The 21,643-nt window shown below is 34.4% G+C and carries 12 protein-coding genes; 6 read left to right on the top strand and 6 right to left on the bottom strand.

What is annotated here, in order from left to right:
• Position 1: 1 nt before the first annotated feature.
• The 6 genes from OZP10_RS02950 to OZP10_RS02925 all read right to left on the bottom strand — a co-directional run bounded on the left by OZP10_RS02950 (position 2) and on the right by OZP10_RS02925 (position 12,387).
• Positions 2-2,998 carry a serine hydrolase domain-containing protein gene (locus tag OZP10_RS02950; RefSeq protein WP_281633447.1) on the bottom strand — a complete coding sequence of 999 codons (2,997 nt, stop codon included), beginning with the start codon at positions 2,996-2,998 and terminating at the stop codon, positions 2-4.
• A gap of 74 nt (positions 2,999-3,072) precedes the next feature.
• Positions 3,073-4,581, bottom strand: coding sequence for a sodium:solute symporter (locus OZP10_RS02945; protein ID WP_281633446.1), 1,509 nt, complete (start codon positions 4,579-4,581; stop codon positions 3,073-3,075).
• A 170-nt stretch (positions 4,582-4,751) separates the two neighbouring features.
• The gene (gene murQ, locus OZP10_RS02940) at positions 4,752-5,579 is read right to left on the bottom strand and encodes an N-acetylmuramic acid 6-phosphate etherase (protein ID WP_281633445.1); all 828 of its coding nucleotides are present in this window, start codon (positions 5,577-5,579) and stop codon (positions 4,752-4,754) included.
• 297 nt (positions 5,580-5,876) lie between these two features.
• Positions 5,877-7,079, bottom strand: a complete 1,203-nt coding sequence (locus tag OZP10_RS02935; RefSeq protein ID WP_281633444.1) for an exo-beta-N-acetylmuramidase NamZ family protein — start codon at positions 7,077-7,079, stop codon at positions 5,877-5,879.
• Between the two features lie 254 nt (positions 7,080-7,333).
• A complete protein-coding gene (locus OZP10_RS02930) occupies positions 7,334-9,070 on the bottom strand; it encodes a RagB/SusD family nutrient uptake outer membrane protein (RefSeq protein WP_281633443.1) in 1,737 nt (578 codons plus the stop codon).
• Between the two features lie 32 nt (positions 9,071-9,102).
• Positions 9,103-12,387 carry a SusC/RagA family TonB-linked outer membrane protein gene (locus tag OZP10_RS02925; protein ID WP_281633442.1) on the bottom strand — a complete coding sequence of 1,095 codons (3,285 nt, stop codon included), beginning with the start codon at positions 12,385-12,387 and terminating at the stop codon, positions 9,103-9,105.
• Positions 12,388-12,667: 280 nt separating this feature from the next.
• Between OZP10_RS02925 and OZP10_RS02920 the strand changes: the two genes are divergently transcribed.
• The 6 genes from OZP10_RS02920 (at position 12,668) to OZP10_RS02895 (ending at position 21,635) form a co-directional block, all read left to right on the top strand.
• Positions 12,668-13,387, top strand: coding sequence for a DeoR/GlpR family DNA-binding transcription regulator (locus OZP10_RS02920; protein WP_349293753.1), 720 nt, complete (start codon positions 12,668-12,670; stop codon positions 13,385-13,387).
• A gap of 329 nt (positions 13,388-13,716) precedes the next feature.
• Positions 13,717-16,632 carry an FAD-binding and (Fe-S)-binding domain-containing protein gene (locus OZP10_RS02915; RefSeq protein WP_281633440.1) on the top strand — a complete coding sequence of 972 codons (2,916 nt, stop codon included), beginning with the start codon at positions 13,717-13,719 and terminating at the stop codon, positions 16,630-16,632.
• Between the two features lie 55 nt (positions 16,633-16,687).
• Positions 16,688-17,017: an alpha/beta hydrolase-fold protein gene (locus OZP10_RS02910; protein ID WP_281633439.1), complete on the top strand. Its 330-nt coding sequence runs from the start codon at positions 16,688-16,690 to the stop codon at positions 17,015-17,017.
• Entirely contained in the window at positions 16,983-17,516 is a 534-nt protein-coding gene (locus tag OZP10_RS02905) for an alpha/beta hydrolase (RefSeq protein ID WP_281633438.1), read from the top strand. Before OZP10_RS02910 ends, OZP10_RS02905 begins: the two co-directional genes overlap by 35 nt.
• A 454-nt stretch (positions 17,517-17,970) precedes the next feature.
• Positions 17,971-19,806, top strand: coding sequence for an outer membrane protein assembly factor BamB family protein (locus OZP10_RS02900; protein WP_281633437.1), 1,836 nt, complete (start codon positions 17,971-17,973; stop codon positions 19,804-19,806).
• A gap of 347 nt (positions 19,807-20,153) precedes the next feature.
• Positions 20,154-21,635, top strand: a complete 1,482-nt coding sequence (locus OZP10_RS02895; protein WP_281633436.1) for a glycoside hydrolase family 10-like protein — start codon at positions 20,154-20,156, stop codon at positions 21,633-21,635.
• The last annotated feature ends 8 nt before the right edge of the window (positions 21,636-21,643 follow it).

Raw genomic sequence — 21,643 nt, 5'->3', positions numbered from 1 at the left:
GTTATTTTATGATAGCGTCTTGAATGATCTGCTGGATTTCTTCTCTGATTTTTCCTTTGGCTAATTTATTTTCGTCATTTACTACTTCTGGATACGTTCTGTTGGATAGAAATACATACACAATTTCGGTTTCTGGATCTGCCCAAGCCAAGTTGCCTGTAAAACCTGTGTGGCCAAAACTGGCTTCAGAAACACAGTCGCAAGTTGGTCCGCCTTTGTGTACTCTTTTATCAAATCCTAAACCTCTCAGGACGCCTTGATTTTTGTAATAGCACGTATTAAAAGCATCAAAAGTCTGTGGAGAAAAGTATTGAATTCCGCCATAATTTCCTTTTTGAAGATAAAGCTGCATCATTTTGGCTACATCCATCGCATTAGAAAATATTCCTGCATGACCTGCGACTCCGCCTTCCATTGCGGCCGCCATGTCGTGTACATAACCTTGAATAACCTGATGTCTGAAATAGTTGTCAATTTCGGTTGGTGCAATATTGCTTTTGTCAAATTTGTCTAATGGATTATAAAGCGTATTGGTCATTCCTAGTGTACTGTAGAAATTTTCTTGGCTCAGCTCTTCTAATTTTTTATGTGTTTTTCTTTCTAAATATTCTTTTAAAATGATAAAAGTAAAATCGCTGTATTTGTATTCTTTTTTTAGCGCTACAGGACTTTCAGCAATGATTTTCATAATCGTATCATGATAATCATTTCGAATATAAAGATTGTCGGCTACTTTTGTTGTAAAACCGTTTTCTGCTGCTTTTCGATAGTATTTTTCAGAAGGCTGATTGTTGCTGTCTAAAGTTGCTTTGTAAAACGGAATCCAAGCCTGAAGTCCTGCGTAATGATTTAACAGATCTTTGAAAATGATGTTTTCTTTGTTTGTTTTAGCAAAAAACGGCAGCATGTCTTTCAATTTGGTATCCAGCTCTACTTTATTTTTATCGTACAATTGCATCACATTTGGCAATGTCGAAATCATTTTTGAAATTGAAGCTACATCGTATAAATCCGAATCAGTTACTTTTTTTCCGTAATCATAAGTTTGCGCTCCGTATGATTTCTGAAAAATAACATTTCCTTTTCTGGCCACTAAAACCTGCATTCCTGGTGCCATTTTACCATCAATTGCTTTTTGTGCCACAGCATCGATTTTGGACAGAATTGCCGGATTCATATTTACATTTTCTGGAGCTGTAAAAGCCAGACGATTTAGTTTTTCGGTAGTCAAACCATCATTTACATGGAAAGCATCATTTATAGAAACAGGCAATTTTCCTTTGGCTTCGATGGCACCAAAAAGTAATCCTGCCGAAACAACCTGACTAATATCTGAGTTTTGATAGGAAACTACCAATCCTTCAATATCATCAAAATTATTAATAGATAATAACGAATAAGGTTTTGCAAAAATGTCTAGAATTACTTTGTTGTGTTTTGCAATTTCTTTCAACCAAAGCATTTCTTGTAATGTGAATTCTTGTTTTTCCCAAGCTTTATTTACTTTATGATAACTGATAATTACCTTGTCAAATTTTTTCAATTCTTTATTCAGACTGTCAAGATTGGTGTCTTTGACTTCTGTAATATTAGTGTATTTTTTTAAGGTCGAAACGAAAGTGCTATTGGTGTCTTCACCCAATTTTATATAGGCGATTTTTTCGCTTAAATCTTTTATTGGAAGAATTTCTTTTTCGTTTTTTAAAACTGTAATCGCATTTTCATATAGTTTATAATGTAAAGCATCATTTTGTGACGGATTCAAATCATTATACAAATTATTTAAATCAATCGGTTTGTATTTATTTAATCCTGCTTTGTATTTAAAATGAAGAATTTTTTTAACCGAATGTGCCAATCGTTCTTCTGTAATTACTTGCGTATTGTAAGCCTCTTCCAATTTCTGAAAAGCAACGGGTACATTTTCTGGACAAAGTAAAATATCGTTTCCTGCTAAAATAACAGCGATTTCTAGATCTCCAGGACCTTTAAAATTAGCTGCACCTTTCATAGCCAAACCGTCTGTAAAAATTAAGCCATTAAAACCTAATTCTTTTTGAAGCAGATTGGTTACCACATTATAGGAAGCAGAAGAAGGACAATTTGGCTGTGATTCTAAGCTTGGAATATTAAGATGCGCTACCATTACAGAAGCTAAACCTTCGTCGAATAATTTTTTGTACGGATAAAGTTCGACCAATTCCATTCGTTCTTTAGAAAAATTAACGGTAGGCAAGGCGTGGTGCGAATCGGTTGAAGTATCACCATGTCCAGGAAAGTGTTTTCCGGTACAGAAAACGCCATTTCCTTGTATTCCTTTCATTAAAGCAAGAGCTTTTTCGGTTACATTGACCTTATCTTCACCAAAAGAACGGTTTCCAATAATTGGGTTTTTCGGATTGGTATTGATATCTAAAACTGGTGCAAAATTGAAATGAACGCCGATTCGTTTGTTTTCGGCTGCCATATTTCTTCCCACATTTTCAATTAAACTTAAATCTTGAATAGCGCCCAAAGTCATATTCCAAGGATAACGATACGTTGAATCTAATCTCATGGCTAATCCCCATTCGGCATCGATCCCGATCATTAAAGGAACTTTTGCTTTTGACTGATATAAGTTGGTTAATTTCGCTTGACGAACTGGTCCACCCTGAAAGAAAATAACGTTTCCTATTTTATAATCTTCAATCAGTTTACTAATCTGATTAACATGTACAGAATCTTTGTTTGAATAGGCAGAAATCATAAACAATTGCCCGATTTTTTCCTGTACCGTCATTTTGTTATAAATACTATCAACCCAAGCCGTTTCTTTATCAGAATCTTTAAAGAAAGTTTTTTTGTCTGAAGTGTTTTTTGGTACGTAAACAACAGTGTCTTTTAAAGGGATATTCTTTTTATCATCTGCTGCACCATTATTTTTTTTGGATGCGCAATTGGTAATTAAAAATATAAAAGCGGCGTATAAACTGATTTTTATAAATGGATTTTTCATATCATTTTTTTAAGAATCAATTTGAGTTTAATGTATTTAAATTCAAATTGATTCATCAATAGTATTAAGCTGAATTAGAAACTTATTTCTTTTTCACTGCGTGAACTGGTTATAAATAATCCTAAATAAGTAATTAATCCGTTTAGTATAATTAATTCATTATCAAAAACATATCCTGCGAATAAAACTTTAGAATATTCATTGATGAAATAAGTGAATAATGGAGAAAGCAAGCAGATAAATGGAACCAGTTTATCGTTTACATGTCTTGATTTTTGGAATAAACCAAAAGCGTATAATCCTAACAATGGACCGTAAGTATAAGAGGCAACTTTAAAAATCATTCCGACTACAGAACTGTCATTGATTGAGTTGAAAATCAGGATGATAAAAAAGACTAAAACAGAAAAACTGATATGCACTAAATGTCTGATTCTTACCGTGTTTTTCTTATGGCTGTTTTCTGCTTTGTCCATGCCTAAAAAGTCAACGCAAAAAGAAGTTGTTAAGGCTGTTAAGGCAGAATCGGTAGTTGCAAAAGTGGCAGCAATAATTCCCAATAAAAATACAATTGCGGGAACAAGTGCTAAGTGATTTAGTGCAATTTCAGGAAAAAGTAAATCGGTTCTTGGTTTTCCGGTAACTAAATCGGTTGGAACAGCGATTCCGTTTTTGTTTGCATAGATATATAATAACGCTCCAACACTCAAAAAGAAAATATTAATGATAACAAATATTCCTGTAAAAGTGAACATGTTTTTCTGTGCTTCGCCAATGTTTTTACAGCTCAAGTTTTTTTGCATTAAATCTTGATCTAGACCAGTCATAGCGATAGTTACGAACATTCCACCCAAAATTTGTTTTACAAAATGGAATTTACTTCCCATAAAATCATCAAAGAAAAAGATCTTAGAATAATTACTGTTTTTTACTTCTTCAAATGCGCTGATGGCAGTTAAATCCATACGATCACAGATGAAATAAATAGTAAGAAAAACAGAAGTTACCAAAAAGAAAGTCTGTAAAGTATCTGTAATAATAATTGTTTTTAGTCCGCCTCTATATGTGTAAGAGAAGATTAACAGCAATGAAATTAAAACAGTAAACGCAAAAGGAATATGATAAAAATCGAACACAAAACGCTGTAAAACGATCACGACCAAATACAATCTGAAAGCAGAACTTATCGTTCGGCTGATTAGAAAAATAGAAGCTGCTGTTTTGTAGCTGAAAAAGCCCATTCTTTGCTCTATATATCCATAAATCGATGTTAGATTCATTCTATAGTATAAAGGCAATAAAAGTTTTGTAATGACAATAAATCCAAGTGCATTTCCTAAAACAAACTGAAAATATTTAAATTGCTCACCGCTTGGCGCGCCAACTTCTCCAGGAACAGAGATAAAAGTTACTCCAGAAAGAGCAGTTCCGATCATTCCGAAAGCCACTAAATACCATTTTGAATTTTTATTGGCAGTAAAAAAGGCTTCATTTCCGCTGTCTTTTCTGCTGACTCTGTGCGATATATAGAACAATGTTCCGAAATAAATGATAATAAGGAGAAGAATGGTACTTGGTGTCATTTTATAGTTTTGGTGATTTTTGGTTTTTTAAAATAATTCAAATCAGGAAGATTTTTTAATTGACCTGACGGATTTTAGTCTGTCAGGTCGGTGTTAAAAACTCCAAAAAATGAATTTATCCAGTTTTTGAATTTGTATAAATCTATAAAAAGATTTTGATAGTGAGGTTTTTAGTTTTCCTGATTTTTAGTGTGCGCTAATAAAACAGCTCGTACACTTTTATGTTTTTGCAACAATTCGTCGGCTGCCTCATATTCTAAATCAAGTTCTTCCATGATCATTTTAATGGCGCGTTTTACCAGTTTTTCGTTAGAAAGCTGCATGTCAACCATTTTGTTGCCTTTTACTTTTCCTAATTTGATCATTACCGAAGTAGAGATCATATTCAAAGTTAATTTTTGAGCTGTTCCTGCTTTCATTCTTGTACTTCCTGTTAAGAATTCAGGACCAACAATTAACTCAATCGGATAATCGGCTTCTTGAGCGATAAGTCCGTTGCTGATGCAAGAAATACTTCCTGTTTTGATGTTGTGTTCTTTAGCTTTTTTAAGGGCTCCTAAAACGTAAGGTGTATTGCCGGAAGCAGCAATTCCGATAATCATATCTAAGCTTGAAATTTCGAATTTTGCCAGATCTTTCCAAGCTTGTTCGGTGTCATCTTCCGCATTTTCTACTGCTTTTCTAATGGCAGTATCTCCACCAGCAATAATTCCGATAATCATATCATGCGGAACGCCAAAAGTTGGCGGACACTCCGATGCATCTAAAATTCCGATTCTCCCAGAAGTTCCAGCTCCGATATAAAATAATCTTCCGCCCAATTGCATTTTTTTTACAATGGCTTTAACCAGTTTTTCTATTTTAGGAATTTGCTCTTCAATAATATGCGGAACTTTTTTGTCTTCTGTATTAATGTTTGTAAGAAGTTCTTTCACGCTCATTTGATCCAAGTCTTTGTACAAAGATTCTTGTTCAGTTTCAGGATTTTTATTTTTCATTTTTCTTTTTTTTTGATTGTTGAAACTAAAATTTTTCAATTTCAGGATCTCTATTTTACATTAATAGGTTGCTGTTTTTTCTATAATGGAATTTAATTTTAAAACATAGAAACACAGGTTTTGATTTTTGTTTAAAAAGGTAACCAATCTTTAAAAAGCAAACCAAAGAGAACTACATTTCTGCATAGCAATATATATGTGTGTGTTTATGCTAATGAAACGCTTTTGTGTAAGTCTATCAAAGTCTATGTTTCTATTGTTTAAAAAATTAAGTCTAAGGGAACTGAATTAGAAATATTATTTATAAATCAGATATTTTGTTCGCATTTTTTTGAAAGCTTCAAGATCTTTTTGCCAAGATTGTCTTATCTGAGTTTCAGAAGCGCCGCTTTCAATTTGCTGCTGTAATTTTTTTGTTCCTGCCAGTTTGGTAAAAAATGCATTGAAGAATTTTGTTTTATCGCTCGTATTCTGATACGCTTTAATAAGCCATTTCAGTTCTAATTGTTTCAATTTCGGATAAGCAGTCAAATCTTCGCCAAAACATTCTTTTCCATTGTATAAAGGATCTTTTGCGCCAAAATTGGGTTTTGGAGTAAAACTGAAATTGGTTTTGGTTAAATAGGGAGAACCGTAAATTTGAAATTGTTTTTCAGTTCCGCGTCCCATACTCACATTTGTTCCTTCAAAAAGACATAAACTTGCATATAAATTTATAGACTGGTCATTTGGTAAATTCGGAGATGGTTTTACCAATAAACTGTATGGCATTGTTCTGCTGTAATCGACACAAGGAATAACCGTTAGTTTACATTGAGCGCCATCTTTTAGCCATTTTTCTCCATTTACCATTTTAGCATATTCACCGATTGTCATTCCGTGCAAAAGCGGAATAGGGTGCATGCCAACAAAACTGGTAAATTCTTTTTCTAAAAGCGGTCCGTCGACGATAGAGCCATTTGGATTTGGACGATCAAAAACAATTAGTGGAACGTTATTTTCGGCACAAGCTTCCATTACATAATGCAAAGAAGAAATGTAGGTATAGAATCGTGCGCCTACATCTTGGAGGTCAAAAATCATGACATCAATTCCAGATAACTGCGCTGGTTTTGGCTTTTTATTGTCGCCATAAAGCGAAATAATCGGCAAGCCTGTTTTCTGATCTTTTCCATCAACAACATGTTCGCCGGCATCGGCTGTTCCTCTAAATCCGTGCTCGGGAGCAAAAATAGTCTGAACAGCAATTTTTTTCTCCAATAAAAAATCAACGACATGGGTCTTGTTGGATAAAATTCCAGTCTGATTGGTAACAATTCCGACTTTTTTATCTTTTAATAGCGGAAGATATTTTTCGTAATTGTCAGCTCCAGTTTTTATAACAGTGTTATTGATTTCTGCTAAAATATCGGTTTTATTGGGCTGAATGGTTGCCGAATATGACGTAGCATGAAACAGAAATGCTGTAACAAAAGCACTTTTTGCTATAAATTTTATCATTTTAAATACAGTTATTAGTTAAAGACGAATTGCACTAATAAAATTAATATTTTATCGGAGTATATGAATGTTTAAGGCAGATTTGGGGAATCTAAAAACTAACAAGATATAACCTGCATGAATCAGGATTAATTTTTCTATTTGGTCTTTTTATTGGTCACAATGCGTCTAAAAAGAGTATTTTAAATACTGCCTCCGAAAAGTCTCACGTCGGAGGCAGTTGTATTAGATGTGGTATTTTAGTTTTTACCTAATTACCAGCCTGGGTTTTGTTTCAATTCTACACCTTCTGCAGCGTATAAATTGATATCATTTGTCGGAATTGCACTCAAGTAATTTTTTGGTGATATAAATAATCTTGATACACCAGCTGCATAAGGAATTACATATCCTTGTGCGTTTACTTTTGTTTTAGAGTTAGTTCCTATTAAAGCCATTATTCTAGCTCCTAAAATAACATCTGGATTAGAATTAGTATCCAAATAATCTCCTTTTTTCCAACGCATAAGATCTTCTTTTCTCATTGTAGTCCAAGCCATAAACTCGATTCTACGCTCACGACGAATCTCCCAAATAATTGGATTCACAATTCCTGAAATTTGTTCTAATGAAGCTGTTCTTTGCGGGTCATCTATCTGAACGCCGTTTGCACTTGCGCTTGCACCATCTGTAGTCAAAGTTGCAATTCCAGCACGTGTACGAACTTTGTTAAGTGATAAATTTAGATCTGCAGTAGTAATTGTTCCTAATTCTGCACATGCTTCAGCATAATTCAAATAAACTTCGCTTAGTGTGAAAACTGGAGCGTCAATTTGATTTTGTCCAATTGTGGTAACCTCTGTACCTGTAGTAGCAGGATTATTATACAATTGGAATACATAACCTGTTATAGAGGTTAAACCGTTATAAGGTTTGTCAGAGTAAGCATAATCTGCTGTACTGAAAGCTTTAGCAAATCTTGGATCTCTGTTAGCAAAAGTATTTGCAATAGTGTTGTCTCCTAAATATTGAGCATTGCCAGTTTGTTTAATAGGCAATCCGTTAGTAGTTACATAGCTTTCTGCAGCAAATTTTGTTAATCCGTTTTGAACAGTAGATGTATTAGTGTAGGCTTGGATTCCGTTTCCTAAAACACCTTTTATGTATCTTTTTGTTAAGATTACTTCAGTATTTCCTAATAATTCAACAGAATTGTAAAGAGATTTCCAATCTGTGTTTAATTTGTAAGCGTTGTTATTCATTACGGCTAAAGAAGCATCTTTAGCTTTCTGAAGATACGCATTTCCATTCTGACCCAAATTGTATTTTCTGTAAGTACCTTCACCCAAACATACTCGGCTTAATAATGCATAAGCAGTATATTTGTTTACCGTTACATTGCTATCATCAACATTTAATAACAACGGAATCGCTTCTTCTAAGTCTTTAATTACATTGTCTATTACTTCTGCTCTAGATAAAGCAGGTTTGTAGACATTTGCATCGCTTTGAGCTAAATATTGGTCTGTGTATGGTACATCGCCAAACTGCTGTGCTAAACGAAAATAAGTGTGAGCTCTAAAGAACTTAGCAACACCTATGTAGTGATTTTTCTTTGTCTGATCCATAGGAACATTTGGCACTCTTTCTAACATAAGATTGCAACGACGAATCAAAGTGTAATACTCATTCCAGTTTGAGTTAGTTGCATTTGGAGCTGTTAGAAAGTTCGTGAAAACGTTCATCGCCAAGTTGTCATCTATTAAACCTGTTGCAGAAGCATGAAAGTAAAAATCAGCGGTAGTACCAGCATTATTTCCGTATCCATTAAAGGTATTATAGTTCAACCAAGAAAATGTTTTTACGTTATTTTCTGAAGTCCAAAAATTGTTGTCAGTGAATACATCTTCCGGAGGTGTATCCAAAAAATCTGAACAGCTAACAGTTAGACTTGCAAAAGTTAGCAAGGCAACTGATAGTTTTATCTTAGAGTTTATGATTAATTTTCTCATCTTAATTAATTTTTGATTTTTAAATACCTTTATTAAAACGCAAGTTGTATACCAACCGACCATGTTTTAGAGTAAGGGAAAGTTCTTCCCCACATTGATTCACTTTCATTAATTTCAGGGTCTACCGGTAATTTACTGCTTTTCCAAGTAGCTAAGTTGAAACCTGAAACGTATGGTCTAATTTTATCAAATCCAGCCTTTTGAGAAATACTTTTTGGGAAAGTATATCCAAGAGTCATCGATTTTAAACGTAAATAAGACATATCTAATAAATAACGAGTTTGTGCCACAAAATTGTTTGATCCAGGCGCATAAGTTCCAAAAGCATTAGTTGCATGTCCAGGGTATGGATTAGGGAAATAGGCATCTGTATTTTCTGCTGTCCAGTAATCATTTTGGTTCTGATACATAGCATCTGTTCTGTTGTAGAAAGGCAATACTAAGTCTGAAGTTGTCCAGTAGTCACGTTTTCCAACTCCTTGGAAGAAAGCATCAATATCAAATCCGTATAAAGCACCACCTAAACGAACTCCATATTGGTAGCGAGGTGTAGTGTTACCAATAACTTTTAAATCTCCAGGTTTAAGAGCTGTTCCGTCACCTCTTGAGATTACCCCGTCTCCATCTAAATCTTTATACATTACATCTCCAGGGCCAAATTTAAACGCTCCACTTCTTATATTTTTATAATCAATACCGTTTACTATTAATCCTGTCGCATCAATTTGATCTGTTGTTTGAATTAATCGGTCTGTTTCCAATCCCCAGATTTCACCCAATTTTTGACCTGAGTAAAAAGATGAAGTACTGATTAACTTAGCAGAGTTGTTCCATTCTGTTACTTCTGTAGTATTGTCTGAAAGCGTAAGATCTGCGTAAACACTGATGTCTTTGTTGATTTGTTTATTAAAGTTAAGAGCAAGTTCCCAACCTCTCGTTCTTAAGTTTCCAGAGTTTGTGTTGGCAGCAGCCTGACCAAATGAACCTGGAAGTGTTTTTCCTGGAGCTAACATTCCTTTTGTATCACGTTGGTAGTAATCAAATGTTAAACCTAACATGCTAAATATTCTAATATCAATACCAATATCTTGAGTAGTTACCTTTTCCCAAGTTAAATTCGGGTCAACATTTGTTGGCTGATTAACAGTCGGAGGAATAGTTGTACCACTACCGATCCAATATGGGTTAGGGTTAGTAGTAACGTTAGTCATAACTGGTAAAAAGGCATTGTTGGCAATATTTTGATTTCCGATTGAACCAATAGATCCACGAATTTTCAAATCATTTAACCAGCTTTTTGTTCCTTCCATAAAGCTCTCTTCTGAAATTCTATATCCAACAGAAGCAGAAGGGAAGAATCCCCATTGCTCATTAGTAGGGAATTTTGACGAACCATCATAACGTCCGTTTACCTCCAATAGATATTTACCTTTGTAATCGTAATTTACACGTGCAAAAAATCCTGCAATTGCATATCTTGATAAACCAGGATTTAGAATGTCATTAGCAACAAGAGGCGAAGTAAATTGGTCGCCAATAGCTAAGTTAAATTCTGGTTTGGTTTTGTCCAAAAGTGTATTTCTACGAGCATAAGTTCTTTCTTGATCGTACCATTCTGTATTCAAACCACCTAATACTTTGAAGTTGTGATTTTCTCCTAATGTCTTAGTATAATTTCCAAAGATATTGGCTACGTTTCTAGTGTAAGATGTTTTCGCTTGCGCAACAAAATCGTTGGCAGTTTCCATTGAAGTAGGTTTTCCGGCAACTAAATCAGCAGCACTTGTCCACCAGTCCCAAAGCGGTACTTGACCACCATTCATTTTTAGGCTTGAAAAATTGGTATTAAAGCTATATTCTCCAACGATATTAAAGTCTTTTGTGATTTGAGCAGTAAGTCTTCCGCTTATCCTCATATCATTTGATTTACTTTCGTTTTGAGATGCGTTTGCCATATAACCAGGCGCATGTCTAAAGTAAGTTCCATTATAAGTTCCATAAGGGAAATAAGAACCCCAACGCATATAGTACCCAAAATATCCGTTACCAGCAGTATCAATACCATTGTTGTAGTAATTAAAAGGAGAATCATATTCTTGGAAAGTTCCCAATACTTTAAAATCTCCAGTAAGCCAGCTTGCTAACTCCGTTGTCATACCAAGATTAAGATTGAATCTTTGGTTGGTTTCATTATTGATTTTCATTACACCATCTTGATTAGAAAGTCCTAACGAAACAATAAATGAACTTTTGTCGCTCAAAGAACCTTGAGCTGATAAATTATGAAGTGTTTGTACCGCATTCTTTTTTAACATTTCATCATGCGGATTCCAAATTCTGTAGAAATATTCTTTTCCTCCAATAACATCAAAATCTTCTCCTAAGATCATGTTTTTGTCATTTGGATTTCTTGTTGCAGCATATTTTTCTTTCCAGTTAATGATGCCTGGCAATAATGTTTTGTAGTTCATACCGAAAGATTCTGGATTCGCATTTCCAGCTCTAGCCTGCGCATCAATCATTGCGGGAAGCTCTACAGTTGGATCATTAAATTGAACCAAAGAAATTGGGTTGCTCCAACCTGTATTATTGCTATAAGCGAATCTTACTTTTCCTTTTGAATTTTTACCGCTCTTAGTAGTAATTAAAATAACTCCAAATGCAGCACGTGCACCGTAAATAGAAGCAGAAGCAGCATCTTTAAGCACAGACATAGATTCTACGTCTTCTGCATTTAGCATCGACAATTCGCCTGGAACACCATCGACTAAAATAAGTGGTGATCCTTTAGCTTCTCCATTTATAATAGTTCCAGCTCCACGAATGTTAACATTTGATCCCTTACTGATATTACCAGAATTAAAAGTAATATTAAGTCCAGGAGTTGTTCCTTGCAAACCTCTTGTGATATCAGTAATAGGCACACTTCCTAGAGCTTTTTTTACATCTACTTTTGCAACCGCTCCCGTAAGATTAGCTTTTTTCTGAGAGGCAAAACCTACAACAACAACTTCGTCTAGTTTCGAAGTGCTTTCTGAAAGGCCAACATCTATTTTCTGTTGGCTCTCCACTTTAATAGATTGGGTTTCGTAACCCATGTAACTAAAGTTTAGAGTTCGTCCCGGTGCTACAGAAATACTGTAGTGCCCATCAAAGTCAGTTGTAGTACCGTTATTTGTTCCCTGAATAACTACGCTGACTCCAGGAATTGGAATTCCGTCTGCTTTGCTTTTTACTGTTCCAGTAACTGTTTTTGCTTGTCCAAATGCTGCTTGAATGCACAAAAACAACACTGAAATAAAGAGTAATTTTTTCATGATTAATCTGGTTTTTTATGGTTGTTGTTGAGCAAATATATTTAATTATTGCATATAAATGCATTATTTTGAATTTTTTTTCGAAAAATAATTTGAAAAACGCAAAATAACGCAATTTTTTAGAAGAAAATAATTATTGAGTTTATTTTAAGAATCTTATCGATGCATGATTTTGCAGTTTTTAGGCTATTTTCTGATATAGAATGAAATATTTGATATATTTGTGATAAATTTTAACTTTTATAAAAAAATGCTGAAGGCCGAAAGACATAAATATATAATGACTAAACTTATTGAAGACCAAAAAGTTGTTACAACAGATTTAGCTTTGGCTCTCGATTTGTCTGAAGATACAATAAGAAGAGATTTGAACGAGTTAGACAGTAAAAAGCTGTTAGAAAAAGTATATGGCGGTGCGGTTCAGGTTAAAGAGAAGTCTGCAAATGTATTTGATATAGCAATAGCTGCAGAAGAACAGAAAAAACAAATCGTGACAAAAGCATTGTCTCTACTTCATGACGATCAGGTTATTATAATGAGCGGAGGAAGCACCAATTTGGTTTTTGCAAAGTTAATTCCGGCCGATTTAAAGGCTACAATATATACGTATAGCTTACCGATAGCCATGCAATTGTCTCAGCACCCTAATATCGATTTGATTTTTATTGGTGGAAAAATGCAGAAAAACGCAATGGTAACAATAGGTATGGATGTAATTCAGGTGGTCTCAAAAATTAAAGCCGACATTTGTTTCATTGGCGCCAGCAGCATTAATATCAAACAAGGACTTACAGAAGTAGGTTACGAAATCTCAATCGTCAAAAAAGCAATGATAGAGGCTTCTGACAGAGTGGTTTCCATGTTTGCTTCAAATAAATTAAATACCAAAATGCCGCACGGCGTATGCGATCTTACGCAATTGGATACGATTGTGACAGAGTTAGATCCAGAAGATGAAAAACTAGACGAATATAGAAAATCTGGAGTGTTTATCTTATAACTTTAAACTTATACAATGTGGTTTTTGCGTTTTGTTGCGTTATTTTAATTTTATTATGTTAAAAAACGCAAAATAATGTATTTGTATGCTTTTTGTATCTATATTTGTTAAAACTAATTTTATTAGTAAGATATATTTATGAAAATCATTTCTTGGTTTAGTTGCCATTTCTTTGGTGCTTTAAAGGAAGTTCAAAGCTTTTAAAAGGAACTTTAATAAATATTGAATTCTAATAAAATTTAGAATGTGTTGTTTTTGCCAAACTGATTTTAGCGAAGTGCAGAAATAAAACATTTATTAAAGAACCAAAAGCAACAGAACCAAATTAAATGTCCGATTCTCTCCAACTACAAGAATTAGAAACTTCACTAGAAGGAACTCTTTTTTATGATGACCTTCATAAAAAAATATATGCCACAGATGCCTCTGCCTATAGAATTATGCCGCTTGCCGTGGCTATTCCAAAATCAGAAAATGATATTAGAAATATTATTCGGTTTGCTTCAAAAAATAAAATTTCTATAACGCCACGAACGGCAGGAACTTCACTTGCAGGTCAAACTATCGGAAGCGGAATTATTGTCGATGTTTCTAAACATTTTAATAAAATTGTTTCTTTTGATCCTAAAAAGAAAACCATAACGGTTCAGCCTGGAGTAATTCGCGATGAACTGAATTTGTATTTAAAACCCCACGGACTGTTTTTTGCGCCAACGACATCAACAACCAATAGATGCATGATTGGCGGAATGGTCGGAAACAATTCGTCAGGGACAACTTCGATTCGTTACGGTGTTACCCGAGATAAAATTGTAGAAATAAAAGCCGTTTTAAGTGACGGAACTACCGCAATATTTAAAGATTTAACTTCTGAAGAGTTTATCGAGAAAACCAAAGGAGATTCTTTAGAAAATAAAATTTACAAAACCATTTACGAAGAACTTTCGAACAAAGAAAACCAAGAAGAAATCTTAAGAGAATTTCCAAAACCAGAAATTCATAGACGAAATACCGGTTATGCGATTGATGTTCTGCTAAAATCAAAACTTTTTTCGGGAACAGAGGATACGATCAATTTAGGAAAACTCCTTTGCGGAAGTGAAGGGACTTTGGCGTTTACGACAGAAATTACTTTAAAGGTAGACGACTTGCCACCAGTAAACAATATTATGGTTGTGGCGCATTTTCATACCATTCAAGAAAGTTTAGAAGCTGTCGTTACTGCAATGAAACATCATTTGTACACTTGCGAAATGATGGACGATACGATTTTAGACTGTACCAAAACCAATAGAGAACAAGCTAAAAACCGATTTTTTATTGTAGGTGAACCAAAAGCAGTTATTATGCTAGAAGTAGGATCGCACATTAGTATGGAAGATGCCGAACTGCAAGCTGATGCATTAATTAAAGATCTTGAAAATAATGGCTTCGGATATGCCTTGCCAAAAATTTACGGAACAGATATAGACAAAGTAAATGAGGTAAGAAAAGCAGGTCTTGGACTTTTAGGAAGTATTGTGGGAGACGATAAAGCAGCAGATTCTATTGAAGATACAGCGGTTGAATTGAGCGATCTGCCCAATTATATTGCCGATTTTGCGGCGATGATGGAAAGGCACGGACAAAGTGCCATTTACTACGCACATGCTGGAGCGGGAGAGCTACATTTGCGTCCGAAGATAAATTTGAAAACGAAGGAAGGATTACATCAGTTTAGAAATTTATCTACTGAAGTAGCTCATTTGGTAAAAAAATACAGAGGTTCGTTAAGCGGTGAACATGGCGACGGAATTCTACGTGGAGAATTCTTGCCGTTTATGATTGGCGATAAAAATTACGAATTGCTAAAACGAGTAAAAAAAGCGTTTGATCCGAACACGATTTTGAATGTTGGGAAAATTGTAAACGCTTCGAAAATGGATGAAAATCTTCGTTTTGAAGCGGGACGAGTAGAGCCTGAAATAAAAACGATTCAGGATTTCTCGGATAGTTTAGGGGTTTTACGTGCCGCCGAAAAATGCAATGGTTCTGGCGATTGCAGAAAAATGCCATCAGCAGGCGGAACTTTATGTCCGAGTTATCGTGCTACAAGAAATGAAAAAGATACTACGCGAGCACGTGCCAATGCTTTACGCGAATATCTAACAAATTCGGAAAAAGAAAATAAATTCGATCACGAAGAATTATACAAGGTTTTTGAATTGTGTGTAAGCTGTAAAGCCTGCGCCAGCGAGTGTCCAAGTAATGTTGATGTAGCAACTTTAAAAGCTGAATTTTTATACCAATATCAAAAAGCAAACGGATTTTCTTTCCGAAATAAAATATTTGCTTTCAATTCGAAATTGAATGAATTGGGAAGTATTGCACCATCAATTACCAATTGGGCTTCTAATCTTTCATTCGTTAAAAAACGCATGGGAATTGCACCTGAAAGACAAGTGCCTTTATTGGCTCCAAAAACATTTAGAAAATGGTATGAAAAGAACAAAAAACGTAACACAAACAGTTCTTTTGAGAATGGCAATGTTTATCTTTTTTGTGATGAATTTACTAATTATTATGATGTTTCAGTCGGAATCGATGCCTACGAACTCTTAACAGAATTAGGCTATAGAGTAATTGTAATTGATCATGAGGAAAGCGGAAGAGCTTTTATCTCAAAAGGCTTTTTGGAAGAAGCGCAGGAAATTGCCAATAAAAATGTCAATACTTTTAAAAATATAATTTCTGAAAACACACCTTTAATAGGTCTTGAGCCTTCGGCAATATTGACTTTCAGAGATGAATATATCCGATTGGCTGCTGATAAGGAAAGTGCTGAAAAATTAGCTAAAAACACCTTTACAGTCGAAGAGTTTTTCAAAAGAGAAATTTCAAACGGAAAAATTCACGCAGATCAATTTTCTGAAAAAGAGAAAAATATCAAAATTCATGGACATTGTCATCAAAAATCATTGAGCTCAGTTGAAGCTTCTTTTGCGATGCTGAATGTTCCAAAAAATAATACGGTTACAATTTATAATTCTGGTTGTTGCGGAATGGCAGGTTCATTTGGTTACGAGAAAGAACATTACGAAATCAGTATGAAGATGGGAGAAGATACTTTGTTTCCGAAAATCAGGGCAACAGAGCAATCAACAGAAATTGCAGCAGCAGGAACCAGCTGCCGCCATCAGATTTTTGACGGAACCAGCAGAAAAGCTTTGCATCCTGTGACTATTTTAAAAGATTGTCTGAAATAGTTTTTTGTATTTTTCCAGTGCTTTTCAAAAATAGTATTTTATAAAAACATCAATTATGAAAAAAACAATTTATTCAATCTTACTGCTGCTTTTCATTTTTACAGCCAAAGCGGCTAAGGTTGATACTTTACAGGTTTTTAGTGCTTCGATGCAGAAGAATATTAAAACTTGCGTTGTAGTTCCAGACAATTATAAAAAGAGCAAGAAGGCATTTCCGGTTGTTTATCTGCTTCATGGCTATAGCGGAAATTATAGATCTTGGGCAAAAGATTTTAAAGAACTCGGAAAGCAAGTTGATCAGTATGGTTTTATAGTGGTTGGTGTAGACGGGAATTATTCAAGCTGGTATTTTGATAGTCCTAATAGATCCGACTTTCAAATATGAAACTTATGTCGTAAAAGAACTAGTTCCGTTTATTGATAAACAATACAGAACAATTGCAGACCGTAAAGCAAGAGCTATTTCAGGTTTGAGCATGGGCGGAGATGGTGCTTTGTATCTCTCATTCAGACATCAAGATGTATTTGGTGCGGCAGGAAGCATGAGCGGAGGCGTAGATTTTCGTCCGTTTCCTGAAAATTGGGATATCAAAAAACGATTAGGTCCAATTACAGAATTTCCAGAAAATTGGAACAAGAACACCGTTACGAATATGTTAGACTTGGTAAAAGACAATAAACTTAAACTGATTATTGACTGTGGAGTTGATGATTTCTTTATGAAAGTAAACAGAGAACTTCACGCAAAAATGTTAGACCTAAAGATAAATCACGATTATATAGAACGTCCAGGCGAACATAATTTAAAATATTGGGAGAATTCCTTAAAATATCAGCTGCTGTTTTTTTACAATTATTTTAATGATGCTGAAAAAATGCAGTAAACGTTAAATGCATTGCCATTTTGTTGATTTATGGCAATACATAAATTTTGGTTGGTTATCCTAACAGGTTTTCTAAGCCTGTTAGGTATTTTTTTCGCTACTCCCGATAGTTATCGGGATAAAGGATTAAAAAAGATTTTTTTGCCACGAATAAGAAAAATTTCACGAATAAAATCTGCTGCATCTGCTAAATCTGCGAGAGAAAATAATAACCACAGATTAAAAGGATTTAATTTTTTTTGTAAATGAAATTGCTCGCAAAGTCGTAGAGGCGCAAAGAAAAAAATATTTAAAAAAGAAAGACTTTGCGTCTTCGCGCCTTTACGAGATTAAAAAACAAAACTTTGCGGACATTGCGTAAATCCTTGCGCTCTTTGCGGTTAAGTAATATAGCAAATTCCATAATAGGAACTGTTTAAAAATAAATTATTGTTTAATAAAGAAAAAAACACCAATGAAAAATCTATTTTTAAGAATATTATTGCTTTTTGTAATAGTTTCTGGGTTCTCTCAAAATGCAGGAAAATCAGAAAATATCAAATTTGTACAGCTAACTGATTTGCACGTTTCAGTAGGAAATGACAATGACTTTTTATTACAGAATATTGTAAAAGAAATCAACAATTCAGATTTTGAATTTGCGGTTGTAACCGGAGATTTAACCAATCGCGGTGCCGATGATGAGTTAAAGCAAGTTCATTCTATCCTTTCTCAACTGAAAATTCCATATTATGTAATTTCTGGAAATCATGAAACGAACTGGAGTGAAAGCGCCGGTTTGACGTATAAAAAAATCTTTGGCGAGGATAGATTCGTATTTTCAAAAGGTGATTATGTCTTTATAGGCTTTCCGTGCGGACCTTACATGAAAATGGGAGATGGTTTTGTAAAACATGAAGATGTGCTTTGGCTTGATAAAACTTTAAAAGAAAGTCTTAAAAACAACAATAAAAAAGTGTTGAATTTTGCTCATTATCCGTTAGATAATAGCGTGAGCAATTATAAAGAAGTGCTTTCTGTTTTAGAAAAATATCCAACTGTTGCCACTTTTTGCGGTCACGGACACACTTTAAAAAAATATGATTTCTCTGGTTTGAGCGGTATAATGGGAACTTCGATAACTTCGCTTGACGGAAAAACAAAAAGTTATAATCAAGTAATTATCAGCAAAGACAGTATCAGTATCTATCAGAAAGAAATTGATAAACCGGGAGTTTTTAAATTTTCGGTGCCATCAAAACCTTCCAAAATTGAAATTCCGAAAGATAGTGTAACGATGCAAACTCCTTTTATAAAAGATATTGCCTCTATTTACAGCCTTCCGGCATTCGATAAAAAGAATCTATATTTTACGAATTCAATAGGTGAAATAAAATCGGTTAACCTAAAAAGTAAAAGTGTAAACTGGAAAACGGAAACAGGAAATTCAATTTATTTTTCACCAATAATTGTAAAAAACAATTTGGTTATAGGAACTATTGAAGGAAATCTATTAGGTTTTGATACTCAATCAGGAAAACAAAAATGGACAATTCCTGTTGGTGGTGTTTTAGTAGGTTCGCCAATTGCTGAAAACAATAAAATTTATACGGCGAGTTCTACGGCATTTGTTTGTGCAGACGCTGTAAGTGGTAAAGTCATTTGGCAGAGCAATTTACCAGCTTCTTATTCGCAGGGAACTCCGTTAATACAAGACAATAAAGTAATTTTTGGAGTGTGGGACTCGTATGTGTATTGTTTGGATAAAAATACAGGAAAACTGATCTGGAAATGGAACAATGGCAACGATAAACAAATTTTATATTCTGCTGGAAATGTCAATATGGTTGCATCAAAAAACAGACTTTATTTTGTTACGCCTCAACGTTTCTTAACCATTTTAGATATTGAAACGGGTAAAACGCTTTTAAGAACTTCGAAGTGGAAAATTAGAGAATCAATGGGTAAAAGCCAAGACGGAAAATGGTTTTATGGCAAAACAATGGATGGCGAACTGGTAAGAGTGCCACTTAATGATACTATTGAATTGACTGAAGAAAATGTTGTAAGCCAAAGCAAAGTCTTGGATTTAAAATGGGGATATGAACACAATCCTGCAGCAATATTAGAAAAAAACAATAAAATATATTTAGGAAGCCGAAAAGGCGAAGTTGTAATTGTTGATGCCACAAAATTTGAAATCATCAAACAAATTAACTTAGGAAGTTCAAGTATAAATGGCTTTACTGTTGATGATAAAGGACAAGTTTGGGCATCTTTAATAGAAGGCGGAATTTATTTATTGGAATAGTTTTTAGCCACTCCCGATAGCTATCGGGATTAAAGGATTATAAAAGATTTTTTTCGCCACTAATTTCACAAATTTTCACGAATTAAATTTGCTGAATTTGCGAGAGTAAAAATAGCCACAGATTAAAGGATTATAAAAGATTTTTTCGCAACAAATGAAATCCTTTAAATCTGCTTAATCTGCGAGAGAAAATAACCATTAAATAATAAAAACTTTGTGTCTCTGTGCCTTTGCGAGATTTAAAAAAAGGAAAAGAAACCTTTGCGAACATAGCGTAAACCACTGCGCTCTTTGCGGTTAAATTTTTCTACCAAGAATATTATACTAACGACCTAAAATAATAATTTATGAAAAGTCTAAAAATTATGATTTTGGTATTGCTGATTCAGACCAAAATTTTCAGTCAGCAATCGCCAAAAAGAGAAATGCGAGCCGCTTGGATTTCTACCGTAGAAAATATCGACTGGCCTTCTAAACCAGGATTATCAGATAAAGAAATGAAGAACGAAATGATTGCCATTCTGGATAATCTACGTTCTTACAATATGAATACTGTAATTTTTCAGATTCGTCCAACTGCCGATGCCTATTACAAATCGACTAAAGAACCAGCATCGCATTGGATAACAGGAACGCAAGGCGTTGCACCAGGTTTCGATCCGTTGCAAATGATGATTGACGAAGCAGGAAAACGCGGAATGAACGTTCACGTTTGGCTTAATCCATATCGTGTTCAGAAAGACACCGTTAGAGATGTGCTTTCAAAAAATCATTTATATTTTAAAAGACCAGACCTTTTTCTGACGTACGGAAAAACGAGATATTTTAATCCAGGTTTGCAAGAAACCAGAAATTTCGTTGCTTCTGTTGTAGGCGAGATTGTTCGTAAATACGATATTCAGGCTGTGCATATGGATGATTATTTTTATCCGTATAAAATTGAAGGGCAGGAGTTTCCAGATGATAAGGCATTTGCCAAAGAACCACGTCAGTTTAAAGATAAAGACGATTGGCGAAGAGACAATGTGGATTTAATCATCAAACAAATCAGAGATACGATTATTGCCAATAAACCAGAAGTCGAGTTCGGAATTTCGCCTTTTGGAGTATGGAGAAATATTGCCAAAGATTCGCAAGGTTCTAATACAAGAGCCGGAGCAACCAATTATGATGATTTGTATGCGAATATCTTAAAATGGCAAAAAGAAAACTGGATCGATTATGTAACGCCTCAAATCTATTGGCACATTGGTTTTGACAGAGCCAATTTTGAAGTTCTGGCAAAATGGTGGGCAGAACATAAGTATGGAGCAAATGTTTACGTTGGCCATGGTGATTATAAAATTTCAACTACCGCCAAAGAACCAGAATGGAGAAGTCCAGACCAGATTGTAAAACAGATTGAAATGATTCGTAAAATGCCTCAAATTGACGGTTCTATGCATTTTACTGCTTCGAATTTTCTAAAAAAAGGAGATACTCTTAGAAAACCTCTTCTTCAAAAAGAATACAAATACATCGCTCTAACTCCCGAAGCCAATAGAATTACAAGATTAAAGCCAGAACCGCCAACAAATGCAGTAATTGCGAAAAAAGGCAATAATGCAGTTTTAACTTGGAAAGCAGCATTAAACGATAAAAAATATGTAATCTACAAATTCCCAAAAGGAAGAATAACCGATTTCTCAAATCCTCAGAATATTTATTATGTGACAACGGCTGTAAAACTAGAAGTTACGAATGCCGATTTGGAAAACTACGTTTATGCGATCACCGCTCTGAGTCAGACCCAGACGGAAAGCAGTCCGATTGAATTTTTAGCAAAATAAAATATAAA

It is taken from the genome of Flavobacterium luteolum (assembly GCF_027111275.1).
GTDB lineage: Bacteria > Bacteroidota > Bacteroidia > Flavobacteriales > Flavobacteriaceae > Flavobacterium > Flavobacterium luteolum.
This window is presented reverse-complemented; position numbering and strand designations above follow the sequence as displayed.